Annotated in this window: 18 protein-coding genes; 17 read left to right on the plus strand and 1 reads right to left on the minus strand. The window is 70.6% G+C overall.

From position 1 onward, the window contains the following. Window positions 1–22 precede the first annotated feature (22 nt). Window positions 23–910, plus strand: a complete 888-nt coding sequence (locus tag BLT25_RS16215; protein WP_091047942.1) for an enoyl-CoA hydratase-related protein — start codon at window positions 23–25, stop codon at window positions 908–910. 58 nt (window positions 911–968) lie between these two features. Here BLT25_RS16215 and BLT25_RS16220 read toward each other — a convergent pair whose 3' ends face one another. Continuing rightward, window positions 969–1,706, minus strand: a complete 738-nt coding sequence (locus tag BLT25_RS16220; protein ID WP_256328626.1) for an SDR family NAD(P)-dependent oxidoreductase — start codon at window positions 1,704–1,706, stop codon at window positions 969–971. A gap of 110 nt (window positions 1,707–1,816) precedes the next feature. Here BLT25_RS16220 and BLT25_RS16225 point away from each other — a divergent pair, with 110 nt between their 5' ends. The 16 genes from BLT25_RS16225 (at window position 1,817) to BLT25_RS16300 (ending at window position 18,425) form a co-directional block, all read left to right on the plus strand. After that, window positions 1,817–2,758, plus strand: coding sequence for a PDR/VanB family oxidoreductase (locus tag BLT25_RS16225; RefSeq protein ID WP_091047948.1), 942 nt, complete (start codon window positions 1,817–1,819; stop codon window positions 2,756–2,758). 85 nt (window positions 2,759–2,843) lie between these two features. Further along, complete coding sequence (locus BLT25_RS16230; protein WP_091047950.1) at window positions 2,844–4,361, plus strand: class I adenylate-forming enzyme family protein; 1,518 nt, start codon at window positions 2,844–2,846, stop codon at window positions 4,359–4,361. A gap of 51 nt (window positions 4,362–4,412) precedes the next feature. Then, window positions 4,413–5,219, plus strand: coding sequence for a crotonase/enoyl-CoA hydratase family protein (locus BLT25_RS16235; RefSeq protein ID WP_091047953.1), 807 nt, complete (start codon window positions 4,413–4,415; stop codon window positions 5,217–5,219). A gap of 1 nt (window position 5,220) precedes the next feature. Further along, on the plus strand, window positions 5,221–6,441 hold the full coding sequence (locus tag BLT25_RS16240) for an NAD(P)/FAD-dependent oxidoreductase (RefSeq protein ID WP_091047955.1): 1,221 nt from the start codon (window positions 5,221–5,223) through the stop codon (window positions 6,439–6,441). A gap of 76 nt (window positions 6,442–6,517) precedes the next feature. After that, window positions 6,518–7,726: an aromatic ring-hydroxylating oxygenase subunit alpha gene (locus BLT25_RS16245; RefSeq protein WP_091047957.1), complete on the plus strand. Its 1,209-nt coding sequence runs from the start codon at window positions 6,518–6,520 to the stop codon at window positions 7,724–7,726. After that, a complete protein-coding gene (locus BLT25_RS16250; RefSeq protein WP_091047959.1) occupies window positions 7,723–8,604 on the plus strand; it encodes a GNAT family N-acetyltransferase in 882 nt (293 codons plus the stop codon). The genes BLT25_RS16245 and BLT25_RS16250 overlap by 4 nt, the downstream gene beginning before the upstream one ends. A 124-nt stretch (window positions 8,605–8,728) precedes the next feature. Further along, the gene (locus BLT25_RS16255; RefSeq protein WP_091047961.1) at window positions 8,729–10,225 is read left to right on the plus strand and encodes an aldehyde dehydrogenase family protein; all 1,497 of its coding nucleotides are present in this window, start codon (window positions 8,729–8,731) and stop codon (window positions 10,223–10,225) included. A gap of 2 nt (window positions 10,226–10,227) precedes the next feature. Beyond that, window positions 10,228–10,437 carry a ferredoxin gene (locus BLT25_RS16260; protein WP_091047964.1) on the plus strand — a complete coding sequence of 70 codons (210 nt, stop codon included), beginning with the start codon at window positions 10,228–10,230 and terminating at the stop codon, window positions 10,435–10,437. Between the two features lie 25 nt (window positions 10,438–10,462). Then, a complete protein-coding gene (locus BLT25_RS16265; RefSeq protein WP_091047966.1) occupies window positions 10,463–11,680 on the plus strand; it encodes a cytochrome P450 in 1,218 nt (405 codons plus the stop codon). 46 nt (window positions 11,681–11,726) lie between these two features. After that, window positions 11,727–12,116 (plus strand): SCP2 sterol-binding domain-containing protein, encoded by a 390-nt coding sequence (locus BLT25_RS16270; protein WP_091047968.1) that lies wholly within the window; start codon window positions 11,727–11,729, stop codon window positions 12,114–12,116. Between the two features lie 12 nt (window positions 12,117–12,128). Further along, window positions 12,129–13,247, plus strand: coding sequence for an NDMA-dependent alcohol dehydrogenase (locus BLT25_RS16275; RefSeq protein ID WP_091047971.1), 1,119 nt, complete (start codon window positions 12,129–12,131; stop codon window positions 13,245–13,247). 9 nt (window positions 13,248–13,256) lie between these two features. Continuing rightward, window positions 13,257–14,915, plus strand: a complete 1,659-nt coding sequence (locus BLT25_RS16280) for an FAD-dependent oxidoreductase (protein ID WP_091047973.1) — start codon at window positions 13,257–13,259, stop codon at window positions 14,913–14,915. Window positions 14,916–14,994: 79 nt separating this feature from the next. Next, on the plus strand, window positions 14,995–16,479 hold the full coding sequence (locus BLT25_RS16285; RefSeq protein WP_091047976.1) for an acetyl-CoA acetyltransferase: 1,485 nt from the start codon (window positions 14,995–14,997) through the stop codon (window positions 16,477–16,479). A 22-nt stretch (window positions 16,480–16,501) separates the two neighbouring features. After that, window positions 16,502–16,819 carry a hypothetical protein gene (locus tag BLT25_RS16290; protein ID WP_091047978.1) on the plus strand — a complete coding sequence of 106 codons (318 nt, stop codon included), beginning with the start codon at window positions 16,502–16,504 and terminating at the stop codon, window positions 16,817–16,819. Beyond that, a complete protein-coding gene (locus BLT25_RS16295) occupies window positions 16,816–17,253 on the plus strand; it encodes a Zn-ribbon domain-containing OB-fold protein (RefSeq protein WP_091047981.1) in 438 nt (145 codons plus the stop codon). The genes BLT25_RS16290 and BLT25_RS16295 overlap by 4 nt, the downstream gene beginning before the upstream one ends. Continuing rightward, window positions 17,250–18,425, plus strand: a complete 1,176-nt coding sequence (locus BLT25_RS16300; RefSeq protein WP_091047984.1) for a thiolase C-terminal domain-containing protein — start codon at window positions 17,250–17,252, stop codon at window positions 18,423–18,425. Before BLT25_RS16295 ends, BLT25_RS16300 begins: the two co-directional genes overlap by 4 nt. Window positions 18,426–18,427: the final 2 nt, after the last annotated feature.

Consider the following 18,427-nt stretch of genomic DNA (forward strand, 5'->3'; position numbering starts at 1 on the left):
TGCCAATGTCAGGAGCTTTGAGATGACTGCTGGTCCCGTGGTCGACTACCAGGTCGAGGGCAGGGTGGCGACCATCGCCCTCGATCGCCCCGCGCAGGGCAACGCGATGACGCTGCGCCTGTGCAGTGAGCTCGTCGACGCGATCGACCGGGCCGAGGCTGACGACGAGGTCGCGGTGGTCGTGCTGACCGGGAGGGGCCGCAACTTCTGTGTCGGTGCCGACTTGGACGAGGGGTTCCACCATGGTGACCGCGAGCCCTCGCCCGAGCATGCCACGTTCGTCGAGCGCTTCGGTGACGTCGACGGCGTACCCCGGGATGCCGGCGGTGTCGTCACCCTCCGGATGGCTGCGATGCTCAAGCCGGTCGTGGCCGCGGTCAACGGTGCCGCCGTCGGGGGCGGGGCATCGATGATCCTGCCCGCCGACATCCGGGTGGTGGGGGAGTCGACCCGGGTCGGCTTCGTCTACACCCGGCGCGGGATGATCGTCGAGTCGGCCGCGAGCTGGTTCCTGCCGCGGCTCGTCGGCACCGCCCGCGCCACCGAGTGGGTCCTCACCGGCCGCCTGCTGCCCGCCGGCGAGGTGGTCGCCGGCGGTCTGGCGGGGCGGGTCGTCCCAGACTCGGACCTCCTCGACACCGCGTACGCCATCGCCACCGAGATCGCCGAGCGGGCCTCGACCGTGGGGATCTCCCTGTCCAAGCAGCTGCTGTGGAGCATGTGGGCCGCGCCGAGCCCGTGGGAGGCCCACCGGATCGAGTCGCGCGGCGTCTACGAGCTGCCCGGCCTCGGCGACGTCGGCGAGGGTGTCGCCGCCTTCCTCGAGAAGCGCGACCCGGCCTTCCCGCTCCGGGTGCCTCGTGACTATCCCGCCTACGGTCCGCGGTGGCCGGATCCCGCTGAGAGCTGACCCCCGATCGCCGAGTCGGCGCGTCATAACGCGCCGACTCGGCGTCTGTGGCGGTTGGTCAGTAGGAGGTGAGGCCGCCGTCGACGCTGAGCGTCGTGCCGGTGACGTACGTCGAGGCCGGGCTGACCAGGAAGAGCATCGCGGTGTCGAGCTCGTGCTGCTCCCCGAACCGTCCGAGCATGCTCTGCTCGGCGACCATCTCGCGGAGCAGCTCTCCCTCGCCGGCGGTCATCTCGGAGTCGAAGTAGCCGGGGCACAATGCGTTGACCCTGATCCCGCGCCGAGAGGACCACTCACCCGCGAGATCGCGGGTCAGGCCGATGACGCCCGCCTTGCTGGCGGCGTAAGCGGCCTGAGGGAAGCGCGGCGCGACCTGCCCGAGCACGCTGGCCACGTTGACGATGGAGCCACCGTTCTCCATCCGGGCGGCGCACGCCTGGGCCATCCAGAAGGTGCCGTTGAGGTTGACGTCGATCAGCTGGCGGAAGCCCTCGGGTGTCTCCTTGAGCGCGGTGACGGCTGAGCCGAGACCGGCGTTGTTGACCAGGCCGTCGATGCCGCCGAACGCCGAGAGCGCGACGTCGGCGACGCGGGCGCAGTCGTCGGGGTCGGCGACGTCGGCGACCGCGATCGCCGGCTCCTGGCCGATCTCCCGCACCTCTTCTGCGAGGGCTTCGAGCCGGTCCTTCCGTCGGGCCGCGATCACCACGTTCGCCCCTGCGTGGGCGAGGGCGCGGGCGAAGCCTGCTCCCAGGCCGCTGCTGGCACCGGTCACCACCACGGTGCGGCCGTCCATGCGGAAAAGGTCGAGCGGGTTCATTGCCACCTCCGGGCGTCAAGTATGTATGGTGCTTCCCAAACCTAACATCATTAGATAAAGTGCTGCCAGGGAAGAGGTGAGGCGTGATGACCGAGGAAGCCAGAAGGGTCCGGGTGGCCGAGAGGCGGGACCTGGCCGACGGCGTCGTCGGCCTCGTGCTGGAGCCGCTCGCCGGGGAGCTCCCGGCATGGGAGCCGGGGTCGCACGTCGATGTCCTACCTGACGGTGGCGAGGTCCGGCAGTACAGCCTGTGCGGCCCGATCGGCGCCCGCGATCGTTATCGCGTCGCGGTGCTACGGGTCGAGGACGGCCGCGGCGGTTCGGTGCGCATCCACGACAAGCTCGCCGAGGGAGACGAGCTCGATCTCCGCGGCCCGCGCAACCACTTCCGCCTCGAGCCGGCCGACCGCCACCTCTTCATCGCGGGCGGCATCGGCATCACCCCGATCCTGCCGATGATGGCGGCCGCGACGGCCGCCGGCTCCGACTGGGGCTTGGTCTACGGCGGCCGCTCGCGCGGGTCGATGGCGTTCCTCGACGACCTCGAGGCGTACGGGGACCGGGTCGATCTGTGGCCCCAGGACGAACGCGGGCTGCTGGACCTGCCGGCGGTCCTCGGTGAGCCGGTGGAGGGCCGGCGCGTCTACAGCTGCGGTCCGGAGCCGCTGCTGGCCGCGGTCGAGCAGGAGATGCGTACGCGGCCGGGAGAGACCCTGCACATCGAGCGCTTCGCGCCGAAGGAGCCGGTCGAGACCGGTGGGGCCGCGTTCGAGGTCGAGGTCTCCTCGACCGGCGCGCGGGTCGCGGTCGCCGAGGACGAGAGCATCATCGACGCTCTGGCCGGTATCGGGATCGAGGTCGACTTCTCCTGTCGCGAGGGCACCTGCGGGACCTGCGAGACCGGGGTCCTCGGCGGCGTACCCGACCATCGCGACTCCGTGCTCAGCGACGACGAGCGGGCTGCGAACGACTGCATGATGATCTGCGTCGGCCGCTGCCGTACGGGCCCGCTCATTCTTGACCTCTGAATCGCTCTCGGGGCATTGACAGTGACGCACGTCACGGGTTACAAATCTGTTATCTACAGCCAATAGGTTTATTGAAGGAGATGCCATGAGCGCCACCATCGGTTCTGCACTTGCGTGGTGGGCGCGGACACAGCCGCACGCACCAGCCTTCGTCTTCGAGGACGAGACGCTCGACTACGCGACCGTCGAGCACTGGTCGAGCCGGTTCGCGCTCCGCCTCCAGGCCGAGGGTGTCCGGCCGGGGGACCGGGTGGGCCTGATGGCCCCCAACGACGTCCCGTGGCCGATCGCGGCCTTCGGGATCCTGAAGGCCGGCGCCGTCCTGGTGCCGCTCAACAGCCGGTTCACCGCCGCCGAGCTGCGCAAGGTGCTCGATGACGCCGGCGCGACAGCCGTGGTGACCGACGACTCGCTCGTCGCCACCGCCACCGAGGCCGGTGCGAGCGGGTCCCCGGTCACCGTCGTCCCCTTCGCCGACCTGACCGCGCTGCGCGAGGGCGACCCCGAGACCTTCCGCATCGACCGCGGCGAGGAGGACCCGATCTCGGTCATCTTCACCAGCGGCTCCACCGGGCGCTCCAAGGGCGTCGTCCTGACCAACCGCACGCTCCTCAACATCGTCTTCGAGGCCAGCCTGGTCGAGCAGGGCTTCCACCGCGGCTCGACCGCGCTCCTGGTGCTGCCGCTGGCGTTCACGCCGGGCCTGGTGTGGGGCATGCTGATGTCGACAGTGCTCGGCGGAAAGCTCGTGATCGAGAAGCAGCTGGTGCCCTCGCGGGCGGTCCAGCTCATCGAGGAGCACAGCGTCGAGGCCATCTTCGGCGTACCGCTGATCTACCAGGCGATCGCCGGAGCCCCGGAGTTCGCCGATGCCGACCTGTCCTCCCTCTCGACCGCCGTCGTCGGCGGTGCGGCCGTGCCGGGCGCCCTCCTGGAGGCGTGGGCGAAGAAGGACGTCGCGCTGCGCCAGATCTACGGCATGACCGAGGCCGGTGGCATCGCCACCTCGACCCCGGTCAGCGAGTTCCGCGACCACCCCGACAGCTGCGGCGCCGGCCACATCTTCACCGAGGTCGCCGTGATGACCGCTGCCGGCGAGCTCGCCGCTCCCGGCGAGACCGGCGAGCTGGTGATCAAGGGGCCGGGCGTCACCCCCGGCTACTGGGAGTCGCCGGACATCAACGCGCAGGTCTTCCGGGACGGCTGGCTGCACTCCGGCGACCTCGGGGTCTGCGACGAGGACGGCCGGATCAGGTTCGTCGACCGGCTCAAGGACCTGATCATCACCGGCGGCATCAACGTCTCGCCGGTCGAGCTCGAGCAGGTCCTGGCCGCGATCCCAGGGGTCGGAGAGGTCGCCGTGATCGCGGCCACCGACCCGAAGTTCGGCGAGACGCCGGCGGCGATCATCCAGGCGTCCGGCGACCTCACCGAGGAGGACGTGATCCGGGAGGCCTCGAAGGTGCTGGCCGACTTCAAGGTGCCCCGCTACGTCGTGCTCCGTGACGAGCCGCTGCCGCGGCTGCCCAGCGGAAAGATCTCCAAGACCGACATCCGCACCGAGTACGCCGACCTGGTCGAGCACTACCAGAAGGTCCGCTGACCCGCCCCGCATGACGATGCCCGACGACGTACGACGAGAAGGAAGCCATCCATGAGCACTGCCCAGGTCGAAGCCGACAACCAGATCGTCACCCTCGAGCGCAGAGGCCACGTGGCAGTGGCGACCATCCGGCGCGCGGAGGCGATGAACGCGGTCAACTCGGCGGTCTCGGTCGGCCTCGGCACGGCTCTGGCCGAGGCCGATGCGGACGAGGACGTACGCGTGCTCGTGGTCACCGGAACCGGGCGGGCCTTCTGCGCCGGCGCGGACCTCAAGGCGCTCTCGCGGGGCGAGCGGGTCGACGACCCCGACCACCCGGAGTGGGGTTTCGCCGGCTACGTACGTCACTACGTCTCGATCCCGACGATCGCGGCGGTCAACGGGTTCGCGTTGGGCGGGGGCACCGAGATCGTGCTCGCCTCCGACCTCGCCGTGATCGACGAGGGGGCCAAGCTCGGCCTGCCGGAGGTCAAGCGTGGCCTGATGGCCGCGGCCGGCGGCGTGATCCGTACGCAGCGGCAGGTGCCGCTCAAGCACGCCCTCGAGATCGCGCTCACCGGCGACCCGGTGAGCGCGGAGCGGGCCGTCGAGCTCGGCCTGGCCAACCGGGTCGCGCCCGCCGGCACCGCCCTCGAGGTCGCCCTGGAGCTCGCCGACCGCATCGCGGCGAACGCGCCGCTGTCGGTGGCAGCGACCAAGGAGGCCGTGCACCGCACGCTGGCGGCAGGCTCCGACTGGGACCAGGAGCCCTGGGACATCAACGACCGGGAGATGGCCAAGATCATGCGCTCGGAGGACTTCAGAGAAGGCACCAAGGCGTTCGCGGAGAGACGCGATCCCGAGTGGAAGGGTCGCTGACATGGCCGACCTCGAGCTGGTCGACGGGATCCGCCGGCTCGTCATCGTGGGCGCGTCCCTGGGGGCCGCCCGCGTCGTGGAGGAGGCCCGCCGGATCGGCTTCGACGGCGAGATCACCGTGATCGGCGAGGAGCCGCACGGACCTTATGACCGCCCGCCGCTCACCAAGGAGTTCCTCGCAGGGGAGGAGGAACCGGGGCCGTTCTGGCACCTGCCCGACCCCGAGTCGCAGGGGGTCACGCTCCACACCGGCACGAAGGCGCTCTCGCTGGACTCCCGCAACCGGCGGGTGCGCACCGACAAGTGGGACATCGACTACGACGCGCTGGTGATCGCCGTCGGCGCACAGCCGCGACCGCTCGACGTCGAGGGTGCCCAGCTCGACGGGGTCACCACGCTGCGTACGCTCGATCAGGCCCGCGCCATCCGCGAGGCCCTCGAGCCCGGCGCCCGTGTGGTCGTGGTCGGGGCCGGGTTCATCGGCGGCGAGGTCGCCTCCAGTGCCCGGGCTCGTGGTGCCGAGGTGACGCTGGTCGAGGCCCGGGAGCTTCCGCTGGTGGACGCGGTGGGCTCGTTGGTCGCCGAGCGGCTCGCCTACCTGCACCGGCAGTACGACGTCGACCTCCTCACGCACACCAAGGTGCGCCAGATCCGCGGCCACGGCCGGGCGGAGAAGGTGTCCCTCAGCGACGGCACCACGGTGCCGGCCGACCTGGTGATCGTCGGCATCGGCGTCGAGCCAGCCACCGGATGGCTGCGCGGCTCCGGGGTCGCGATCAGCGACGGCGTGGCCTGCTCTCCGTACCTGGAGAGCACGGTTCCCGGCGTCTACGCCGTCGGCGACGTCGCCCGCTGGGTCAACCCGTGGAACGGGCGCTCGACCCGGATGGAGCACTGGACCTCGACCGGCGAGCAGGCCGAGTTCGTGGTCCGCAACGCGCTCACCACCGACCGCCGCCCGTGCAGCATCACCCCCTACTTCTGGTCGGAGTGGTACGGCCACAAGCTCCAGCTCCTCGGCGAGCCCGCCGACCAGGTCGAGCTCATCGGCAACGGCGGCGCCACCGACCCGTTCCTCGCCCAGTACCGCTACGACGGCCAGCTGGTCGGCGCCTTCGGGTTCGACCGCACCGGGCCGCTCATGAAGCTGCGAACGGCCGTCGCCGAACGGCTCTCGTGGCAGTCGATGCTGCGCCGGCCCGAGGGCACCGCACGGACCTGACCCGCTGCGCCGGACCGGCCGGCGGCGTACACTCATCACTCGAAATACCTAAAAACATTAGTTAAGAGGAGGCGTCATGACGGACGACGTCAGCATCGACCGCGAGGCGCGGATCAGACGGGCGCTGGACCACCTACGCAACGACACCACCGACCAGTTCGAGAAGGTCGAGCCGTTCGAGGCGCACGAGTTCACCGACCCCGACCTGGCTGCGCGGGAGCGCGACCTGATCTTCGGCCGGGTGCCGACGATCGTCGCCCACGGGTCCGAGATCCCGAAGACGTACGACTTCAAGACCGTGCGGCTGCCGCGCAACAACATCATCATCACCCGGCAGCGCGACGGGGGAGTCAAGGCCCTGGTCAACCTCTGTCGCCACCGTGGCGGCCTCCTGGAGGGTGACCCGTGCGGCAAGCGCAGGCTCTTCTCATGCCCCTATCACCGCTGGTCCTACGACATCGACGGCACGCTGCGCACCATCACGCGGGACACGACCGTCGGTGACCTCGACCAGGCCGAGTACGGCCTCGTCGAGCTCCCGGCCGAGGAGCGCCACGGCTTCGTCTGGGTCGTCGACAACGCCGATGCGGAGATCGACGTCGCCTCCTGGCTGGGTCCGGAGATGGACGGGATCCTGGCCGGCTACGACCTCGGCGGCCTCGGCTGCATCCGGGCCGAGGGCTTCGAGGAGCCGGTGAACTGGAAGGTGATGCAGGACGCCTTCCTCGACGGCTACCACATCCAGTACGCCCACCCGAACTCCGCCGCGAAGTACATCCACACCAACGTGATGGTCTTCGAGGACTTCGATCGGCACTGCCGTTTCATCGCCCCCCGCAAGAGCATCGACCGCTGGCTGGAGGAGGAGCCCGGCGACCGCAGCCTCGTGGAGGACGTCACCGAGACCCACTTCCTCGGACCGAACAGCACCCTGCTCAAGCAGCCCGACCACTTCCAGCTGCTCACCTTCCGCCCGCACCCGACCTCGCCGACGCACTCGGTCATGGAGATGCGCCTGATCGTGCCGTCCGCGGACGAGGCCGGCATCACCCAGGAGCGCTGGGAGTACCTGTGGGAGAAGAACTGGCAGATCCTCCTCGCGGTGCTCCATGCCGAGGACTTCCCGGTGCTGCGCGACTCCCAGAGCGCCATGGGCAGCGCTGACGCGGGCTCGATGGTGCTCGGTCGCAACGAGGTCGCCAATCAGGTGTTCCGGCGCCTGCTCAAGCGCCTCCTGGCCGAGACCTCCGAGACGGATGAGACGGACGAGACGGGCGAGGCATGATCACCTACACGTGGCGCACGACGCTGGCCGACAACGAGGTGAAGGATGTCGAGAGCCTGCTCGAGGAGGCGGTCGAGTACGACGCCGAGGCGGGCTTCTCGACAGCCACCCCGACCACGGCGGGTCGCGGGGAGGTCCGCCACCTGCTGGTCTCGATCGCGCCGCCCGGCGAGCGCGGCAGCGTCGCGCTCGACCGGCTGCCGGACGTACCCGTCGTGGCGTACCTGCGGCTCGATGTGCGCGGGGAGGTCGCCGACGTCCAGCTCGTGGTGCGTCCCGAGTTCCGCTCCCACGGTATCGCCACGCTGCTGGCCGAGCTCCTCGACGAGCAGCCGACCGGCTGGTCCTCCGTCGAGGGCGTACGCCGCCTGCGGGCGTGGGCGCACGGCGCCCATCCCGCCGCGGAGCGGATGGCGCGTCGGTTCGGCGCCCGCGTCGACCATGCGCTCTTCAAGACCCTGCGCTTCATCGGCGGGTCCCGCCCCTTCGCCGGCGACGATGTGGGCGCTGCCGTCGAGCCCGCCCCCGACGGGCCGGCGGAGATGGTCGAGGGGCACCTGGCCGGCATCGCACCTGGCGAGCGGGAGGTGCTCGCGCGCGGACGGACCCGCCTGGCCACCCCTGCCGGAAGCGTCCTCGTCGGCGTCGACGAGAAGGATCCGGCGCGACAGCCGGCGTGTATCGCGCTCGACCCCGCAGGCGTGCCTGCCGGCGACGTCCGGGCGCTGCTGACGACCGCGCTCCTGCGGGTACAGGCCGACGGCGCCCGGGTCGCCCAGATGTATGTCGACGCCCTCTCCGAGGCCTTCGTGGGTGCCTCCCGTGGGCTCGGATTCCAGCACGACCAGTCGGACGTGCTCTATCTCAGGCCCCTCTGAGAACTGGCCGCCACGCCGTGTGCGGGGTAGGGCATTGACCGCGTAAACCTAATTGTATAAGTTTTGCGACTGTGAGGGGCGCCACACCGGCCCTCTCGTGCAGCAAGTGAACGAAGGACATGTGATGCGTGCATTCCAGAACTTGATCGGCGGCGAGTGGATCGACGCCGAGGGCGTGATCCCTGCCGACGACCCGTCCACGGGCGAGGTCTACGGGCTGGTCCCGGACTCCGACGCCGCCACCGTCGACGCCGCCGTCCGGGCCGCACGAACCGCCTTCGACGGCCCCTGGGCCCGGATGTCGGTGACGGACCGCGCCGAGGCGCTGCGCCGCCTGGCCGGTGTGCTGGAGAAGCGGTTCGACACCCTGGTCGAGGAGCTCATCATGGACACCGGCGCGACCGCCCGATTCGCGCCGATGCTGCAGGTGGGCGCCCCCCTGGCCCATCTGCGCGACTTCGCCGAGATGGCCCACCACCTGGAGACGCCGGAGTCGTTCCCGCTCCAGGCGGGGCCGGCGCTGGGTCAGTGGGAGCTGCACCGCGAGCCGGTCGGCGTGGTCGGGGCGTTCACGCCGTACAACTTCCCGCTCTTCATGACCGTCTGGAAGGTCGCCCCCGCGCTGCTCGCCGGCAACACGGTCGTCCTCAAGCCCTCGCCGCTGACCCCGATCGGCCCCGAGGCCCTCGCCGCCGCCAGCCTGGAGGCCGGCATCCCGGCCGGCGTGATCAACCTGGTCCACGGCGACCGGATCGCCGGCGAGGCGCTGGTCGCCCACCCCGACGTCGACCTGGTCAGCTTCACCGGCAGCACCGCGGTCGGCACCCAGGTGATGGCCTCGGCGGCGGCCACCGCCAAGGACGTCATCCTCGAGCTCGGTGGCAAGTCGGCCGGCCTGGTGCTGCCCGACGCCGACGCCGAGCTGGCCGTACGCGGCATGCTCTTCTCCAGCATGATGCACGCTGGTCAGGCCTGCGTCGCGCTGACTCGGATGCTGGTGCCGGACTCCCGCTACGACGAGTTCGTCGACCTGCTCGAGCAGCGCGCCAAGGTCCTGACCGTCGGCCACGCGGCCGAGTTCACCACCGATGTCGGCCCGGTCATCTCGGACGCGGCCCGCATCAAGGTCGAGAAGTTCGTCGCCGCCGGACTGGAGGCGGGCGCCCGGGCGATCGTCGGTGGCGAGGCCCCCGTGGGGGTGCCCGCCGGCGGCCACTACGTCAGCCCGACCGTCCTGGTCGACCTCGACAACGACAACCCGGCCGCGCACGAGGAGATCTTCGGGCCGGTGCTCTCGGTGATCCGCTACTCCGATGTCGAGGACGGGATCCGGATCGCCAACGACACTCGCTACGGCCTCGCCGCCGCGGTGTGGGGCACCGACCTGGTGCGGGCCCGCGAGGTCGCCCTGCGGATGAAGGGCGGGCTCACCTGGATCAACGACGCGGCCCAGGCCGACGTCACCAAGACTCCGCTCGCCGGACGTGGGATGAGCGGCGTCGGCCAGGAGAACGGCCGTGACGGCCTCCTGTCCTACACCAAGGTCCGCAGCCTCTACACGGCACTGGACACCGACATCGACCTGCGCGCCTACGGCGTCGTGGGCAGCGAGTGGGAGTGAGCATGAGCCAGGCATCGATCGACCGCACGATCTGCAAGGGCCACGGCCGCTGCTACATGCTGGCGCCCGCCGTCTTCGACGCCGATGACGAAGGCTTCGGCGTCGTCATCGACGAGGCCACGACGCCCGGCGATGTCGCCGCCCTCGAACGTGCCGTCAACAACTGTCCGGAGCGCGCGATCGCGTTCGCGTCCTCCGCAGCCACGCACTAGCCACCCGGAAGAAGGAGAGACCGTCATGAGCGAGCTCAAGGACGCCGAGAGCCCGGAGATCCAGACCGACTTCGACATCCACTCACCCGACATCGCCGACACCGTCTACGACGTGTACGCCGAGATGCGCGGCAAGTGCCCCGTCGCCCACAGCTCGCACTACGGCGGGCACTGGGTCGCGACGAAGTACGACAACATCCAGGAGGTTCTGAAGAACCCCACCGTCTTCTCCAGCGAGTCGGTCAACGTGCCCGGCACGATCGGGCAGGACGGGCCGATGATCCCGATCGAGGTCGACCCGCCCGACCACGGGATCTACCGCAAGCTGATCAACCCGCTCTTCTCGCCGAAGCGGATGGCCGCGCTGGAGCCGCAGATCCGCGACATCGCGAACGAGCTCATCGACGAGATGCTGGAGAACAAGCAGGTCGACTTCATCCAGGCGTTCGCCAAGGAGTTCCCGAGCCGGGTCTTCCTGGCGCTGATGGGCTGGAACCTCGAGGACAGTGCCCAGTTCAACCACTGGGCCGACACCATCGTGCTGGGGGAGCCCGGTGCCAGCGAGGAGCGCTCCACCGAGGTGCGGATGGCGGCCGCCATGGAGGTCTACGCCTACTTCGGCGAGATGATCGACGAGCGCGCCGAGTCCGGCGACGCCGAGGACATCACCCAGATCCTCATCAACGGCACCTTCGAGGACCGCGAGCTGACCCAGTTCGAGGTGCTCAACATCCTGTTCCTCTTCCTCATCGGCGGCCTGCACACGGTGCAGGGACAGCTGGCCCACTCGGTCATCTACCTGGCCGAGCACCCCGAGGTACGCAAGCAGCTCGTCGACGACCCCGGGCTGGTGCCCACCGCGGTCGAGGAGATGCTGCGCTGGGAGTCGGCGGTCTGCCCCGCCCGGGTCGTCAAGGAGGACTACGTCCTCGACGGCGTACAGCTGAAGGCGGGCGACAAGATCCTGATCCCGTTCGGCGCCGCCAACCACGACACCAGCGTCTACCCCGACGCCGACGTGGTCGACCTGACCCGCGACCCCAACCCGCATCTCGCCTTCGGAGCCGGCAACCACCGTTGCGTCGGCTCGCACCTGGCGCGGCTCGAGCTGCGCGTCGCCTTCGAGGAGCTGCACCGGCGGATCCCGGACTACCGCCTCGACCCCGACAACCCGCCGGAGCGTCACCTGAGCCAGGTCAAGGGCGTGGTCTCGCTCCCGCTCTTCCTCGGCGAGTCGATCTGACCCGTCGTACCCGCAATCTCGCATCCCAACCAAAGGAGTACCCAAGATGACCGTCAAGTTCGGAACCGTGGAGTTCTACCAGGCGATGGGCGATGCCCTCAACAACGACCCGGTCTGGGCCGACAAGGGCAAGAACATCGACTTCGACATGGCCTACAAGTACGAGGCGCCGCTCGAGGGCCAGTTCTTCGTCAGCTTCGACAAGGGCCAGGTGACCAGCGTCCGCGACGCCTCCCAGGAGGATCTCGACAACGCCGACTTCCTGATCAGCGGCTCCAGCGACACCTGGAAGGGCTGCTTCGACGGCAGCATCAACCCGACGGTCGCGATGACCCGGGGCAAGCTGCGCGTGCGCGGCAAGATGGCGCAGATGCTCAAGAACATGCCTGCGTTCATGTACATCCAGGAAACCATGGCGAAGATCGACTTCGAGTGAGGATCTGAGCAGATGAAGTCACGAGCAGCAGTTCTTCTCGACGGCCCCGGCAAGTGGGACGTCATCGAGGTCGAGGTCGACGAGCCCAAGGAGTTCGAGGTCCTGGTGCGGTTCTCGCACGCGGGCCTGTGCCACTCCGACGACCACTACGCCCAGGGCGACGTCCCCGCGATGGCCTACCCGTTCGCGGGTGGCCACGAGGGTGCCGGCGTCGTGGAGAAGGTCGGTCCCGGCGTACGCGATCTCGAGGTCGGCGACCACGTGGTCGCCGCCTTCATCCCCGGCTGCGGTCGCTGCACCTGGTGTGCGCGCGGCATGCAGAACCTGTGCGACAACGGCGCCTACATGATGCTGGGCACTCAGCTCGACGGCACCTTCCGCCTGCACACCGAGGACGGTCAAGACGTCGGCCAGTGCTCGCTGGTCTCGACGTTCTCGGAGTACTCGATCCTGCCCGAGTGGGGCGCGATCAAGATCGACAAGGACATCCCGCTCGAGATCGCCGCCCTGGTCGGCTGCGGTGTGCCGACGGGCTGGGGCTCCTCGGTCAACGCGGCCCAGGTCCGCCCCGGCGACGTCGTCGTCATCATGGGGATCGGCGGCATCGGGATCAACGCCGTCCAGGGCGCCAAGTTCGCCGGGGCGTCGCACATCCTCGCCGTCGACCCGGTCGAGTTCCACCGCGAGAAGGCGCTCGAGCTCGGTGCGACCGAGGCGTTCGTCAACATCGCCCAGGCCACCGACCGCGCCCAGCAGCTCACCAACGGGCAGGGCGCCGCCTCGGCGATCGTCACCGTCGGTGTCGCCAACGGCGAGCACGTCGCGGAGGCCTTCGCGGCGACCCGCAAGGCGGGCACCATCGTGCTCACCAGCATGTGCAACGTCACCGAGTACGGCATCCCGGTGAGCCTGTTCGAGCTGGCGATGTACCAGAAGCGGATCCAGGGCTCCCTGTTCGGGATGATGCAGCCCACCCGCGCCGTGCCGGACATCCTCCAGCTGTGGCGGGAGGATCACATCAAGCTCGAGGAGCTGATCACCCGCCGCTACGCCCTGGAGGAGATCAACCAGGGCTACGAGGACATGCACGCCGGGATCAACCTCCGCGGCGTCATCGACTTCAAGGCCTGACGAGGCGACATGACCCACGTCGTCACCCGAGCCTGCTGCAACGACGCCAGCTGCGTACCGGTCTGTCCGGTCAACTGCATCCACCCGACACCGGACGAGCCGGACTACGGCACCGCCGAGATGCTCTACATCGACCCCGATGCGTGCATCGACTGCGGTGCCTGCGTCGAGGCGTGCCCGGTCGGAGCGATCAGCGCCGACTACGACCTCGCCGCCGACCAGGAGCCGTACGAACGGATCAACGCCTCCTGGTTCGACGGCGACGGGCGGCGTGACTATGCGCAGGAGCCCGTCCCTTCCCGGCCCACCACGTGGGCCGGGCGGAGCGGGGAGCAGCTTCGGGTGGCGATCGTGGGATCCGGTCCAGCGGCGTCGTACGCGGCCGAGGAGCTGCTCTCGCGGCGCGGCCTCGACGTCGCCGTGGACATGTACGAACGGCTGCCGATCCCGGGCGGACTCGTCCGCTTCGGGGTCGCACCCGACCACCAGGACACCAAGCAGACCTCGGTCGCGTTCGCCCGGACGCTGAAGCGCAAGGGACTGCGGCTCTTCCTCAACACCGAGGTCGGCCGCGACATCACCGTCGACGAGCTGCGCGCGAGCTACCACGCCGTGATCGTCGCCGTCGGCGCCCTGGACGACAGGCGCCTCGGCATCCCGGGGGAGGACCTCCCCGGCAGCCACTCGGCGACCGAGCTGGTCGGCTGGTACAACGGCCATCCCGACTTCGCCCACCGCACCTTCGACCTCTCCAGCGAGCGTGCCGTCGTCGTGGGCAACGGCAACGTCGCCCTCGACGTCGCCCGGATCCTCGCCTCGGACCCGGAGCGGCTCGCGGGCACCGACATCGCCGACCACGCACTCGCGCAGCTGCGGGAGAGCAACGTCCGCGAGGTCGTCGTGGTCGGCCGCCGCGGACCGCAGGAGGCCGCGTTCACCACCAAGGAGCTGCTCGGCCTGATCCAGACGCCCGGGATCGACGTCGTCGTACGCAGCGAGGAGCTCACCCCGGCAGAGGCGGAGCCGGGGTCGGCCGCCGCCGAGAAGCAGCGCCTGCTGCAGGAGCTCTGTTCCCGGCCCCTGACCGAGCCCCGGCGGGTGGTGCTGCGCTTCCTGGCCTCGCCCGAGGCCGTCCTCGGCGACGACTGGGTGGCGGGCATCCGGCTGCAGGCCAACCGGCTCGAGGCGGATGCGTCCGGCGTGGTCCGCCCGGTGCCGACCGGCGATCTGGAGGAGCTCGCCTGCGGCCTGGTCTTCCGCTCGATCGGCTACCGCGGGTCAGCGGTGCCGGGTGTCCCCTTCGACGAGGTACGCGCCGTGGTGCCCAATACCGGCGGCCGCGTCCACGAGGCCGGGGAGCCCGTGCCGGGCCTGTTCGTGACCGGCTGGATCAAGCGCGGCCCGAGCGGGGTCATCGGCACCAACAAGCAGTGCGCCCGGGAGACCGTGGCCCACCTGCTGGCGGACTTCGACGCCGGCACCCTGCCTGCGCCGCAGCAGGCGTCCGACGACATCGAGTCGCGGCTGCCCGGCCACGTCGGGCTCGAGGGCTGGCGGCAGATCGACACCTACGAGACCGGCGCCGGCCGGGCGGCCCGACGCCCGCGGGTGAAGCTGGTCGACATCGAGGAGATGCTCACCGTGGCACGGTCAGGAGCTGGTGCATGAGCGAGCGCGAGCGAGCGAACATCGGTCCTTGCATGCCGCCGCGTCCGTATTCTGGCGCTTGCGCTACGGAGGCGGCGGCATGAGTCTGGACCCACGTACTCCCGTGCTCGTCGGCGGCGGGCAGCTCAACCAGCGTCCGGAGACCCTTGCCGAGGCCGAGGAGCCGGTCGACATGATCGCTCGTGCGGCCCGGCTCGCGGCCGCGGACGCGGGCGCGGCCGAGCTGGTCGAGCGGATCGACTCGGTCCGCGTCGTCGGGATGCTCTCGTGGCGCTACCGCGACCCGGGACTGCTCGTGGCCCAGCGGCTGGGGGCCTGGGTACGGCACACCGTCTACACCGGCAACGGCGGCAGCCATCCGCAGGCGCTGGTCAACGACGCCGCCGAGGACATCGCCGCCGGCCGCTGCGACGTCGTGCTGGTCGGCGGTGCCGAGGCGTGGCGGACGCGGATAGCGCTCAAGGCCTGCGGCGAGCGCCCGGACTGGACCCGGCAGGACGAGTCCGTGCCGGTTCCCGAGACCCGGCCCGACGTGCCCATGAAGGACCCGAGCGAGGTCGTGGCGGGGCTCGACCGCCCGGCGTACGTCTATCCGCTCTTCGAGCAGGCGATCCGGATCGCCTCGGGGCGAGGTGTCGACGAGCACCGCTCCGCGATCGCGGGGCTGTGGGCGAGGTTCAACGAGGTCGCGGTCGGCAACCCCGATGCCTGGGTGCGGCGGCGCTGCACCGCCGAGGAGATCGCCACCGTCTCGCCGGCCAACCGGATGATCTCCTCGCCCTACACGAAGCTGATGAACTCCAACAACAGCGTCGAGCAGGCGGCCGCGGTCCTGGTCTGCTCGGTCGAGGCGGCGCGACGCCACGGCGTCCCCGAGGACCGGTGGGTCTTCCTCCGTTCCGGGAGCGAAGCCTCCGACACCGCCCAGATCGCGGCGCGGCCTCGGCTCGACGCCTCGCCGGCGATCGCGGCTTCCGCGCGGACCGCACTGGACCTCGCCGGCCTCGCCCTCGAGGACCTGGGTCCGGTCGACCTCTACTCCTGCTTCCCCTCCGCGGTGCAGGTCGCGGCGAACGCGGTCGGGCTTCCGCTCGACGACCCCGGCCGCCCGCTGACCGTCACCGGCGGCCTCACCTTCGCCGGTGGACCGTGGAACAACTACAGCACCCACGCCATCGCCACGATGCTGCGCGAGGTGCGCCGCACCCAGCGCCCCGGGCTGGTCACCGCCAACAGCGGCTACCTGACCAAGCACGCCGTCGGCGTCTACGCGCCGACTCCCGGGGACGGGTTCCGCCGGGCCTCGGCGCAGGCCGAGGCGGATGCGGTCGCGCCCACCCCGGTTGCCTCGGACTACACCGGGCCCGCCGAGCTGGAGGCCTGGACCGTCGCCCACGACCGCGACGGCCGGCCGGCGACGGCGATGGCGGCGCTGCGTACGCCCGGAGGCGGCCGGACGCTGGCGCGCTCGGAGGCACCCGAGATCGCCGCGCGTCTCGTCACCGAGGACCTGGCCGGGACCAAGCTCGACGTCTCGGCAGACGCCACTTTCGACCTTCCCTGAAACCCCTACCGAGGAGAGCCTCATGACCGCATCCACTCCCGACTTCGAGGCGACCTACCGCCGGCACGTCGACGGCGTCGTCGCCGGCGACATGAAGTCCGTGCTCGCCGACATGGCCCCGGGCTCGGTCCCGTCGGTGTTCGAAGGGGTCCGCGTCCCGGGTGCCCAGGTCGACGCCGCCGAGATCCGCTCCGCCCGCGTGGACGGCGAGCGGGGGATCGGCGAGGCGGTCTACACCACCCCGGAGGGAACCATCGGCCTGCGCTCCGGCTGGGGGCTCGTCGACGGCGCCTGGAAGGCCGACTCGCTGGAGAACTTCGACCCGGCGAGCCAGGCATGACCGCTGCCACGACCGAGATCCTCCCGACCGGCCCCGCCCCCGACGACGGCGACCGCCCCTTCTGGGAGGGGCTCCGCGAGGACCGGCTCCTGCTCCCGCAGTGCGGCGCCTGCGGCCAGCGCCGCGCGCTCGGCCGGGCCATGTGCCCCGGCTGCTGGTCCTTCCGGACCGAGTGGTCCCCGGTCACACCAGCGGGCACCGTGCACACCTGGGTACGCAGCGCCCGCGCGTTCATGAGCGAGCTCGACGTCCCGGTCCCGTACGTCACGGTCCTGGTGCAGCTCGACGACGTCCCGGTGCGACTGCTGGGCATCCTCCTCGGCGAGGACCCGCGCCCGGCGATCGGTGATCGGGTCACGGGCGTGATCCAGCAGCCTGTGAACGCCGAGTGGCCGGTGCTCCGCTGGCGCTTCGCGGGGGAGGGGGAGCGATGAGCCTGCGCGGAACCACGGCGATCGTGGGGGTCGCCGACATCCACCACCCACGAGGCAAGGCACCGGTCGGCGAGCGCGAGCTCGTCCTCCAGGCGATCCTGGAGGCGTGCGCCGATGCGGGCATCTCGCCGCGTGACATCGACGGGTTCACCTCCTACGCCGGAGGCGACAACAGCGGGCCCGTGCTCGCCGCCGACCTGGGCGTGCGCGAGCTGCGCTGGTCGAGCATGGTCTGGGGCGGGGGAGGAGGCGGCGCTGCGGCCGCCATCGGCGCTGCGGCCGCCGCCGTCGCCACCGGCCAGGCCGAGTGCGTCGTCGCCTTCCGCGGGATGTCCCAGCGTGAGACCGGTCGCCTCGGCTACGCGAAGTACTACTTCGACAACAACTACCTGCCGCACGGTGTCGCCACCCCGGCCCACGTGTGCGCACTGCGTACGCAGCGGATGCTGGAGCACGACGGCGTGCCCCGCTCGGCGATGCGCAACCTCGTCCTGGCCGCCTACCAGCACGCCCAGAACAACCCGGGCGCCGCGGGCTACGGCAAGCCGCTCGACGAGGCCGGCTACGACGCCTCGCCCTTCATCGTCGAGCCGTTCCACCTCTTCGACTGCTCGCGCGAGAACGACGGCGCGGTCGCGCTCATCGTGGTCTCGGCCGAGCGCGCTCGCGCGCTGGGCCGCCCCGCGGCGTACGTCCTGGGGGCGGCGCAAGGGGCTCCGGGCGGCTACTCGGCGCAGAACGAGAACGACGAGCCCTACACCTCGGCGGGCTTCGCCGACTCCTCCTCCGGGACCGGCGTCGCCTCGCGGCTGTGGGCGCAGGCCCGGGTGAAGCCGGCCGAGGTCGACGTCGTCCAGGTCTATGAGAACTTCAGCGGCCCCGCGGTCGCCTCCCTGATCGACCACGGACTCTGCCCGCCCGGACCGGCGGCCGCCGAGGTGATGACCCTCGAGAACCTCACCGCTCCCGGCGGCTCGCTGCCGGTGAACACCTCCGGCGGCAACATCGCCGACTCGTTCGTCAACGGCATGGGCCTGGCCGTGGAGGCCGTCCGGCAGATCCGCGGGACCTCGACCAACCAGGTCGACCGAGCCGACACCTCGCTGTTCATCGGCGGGCCGATGGCACCGCTGGTCAGCTCGGTCCTCCTCGGCAGCGAACAGACCCTCTAAAG

The sequence above is a fragment of the Nocardioides sp. YR527 genome, assembly GCF_900101045.1.
Lineage (GTDB): Bacteria > Actinomycetota > Actinomycetes > Propionibacteriales > Nocardioidaceae > Nocardioides.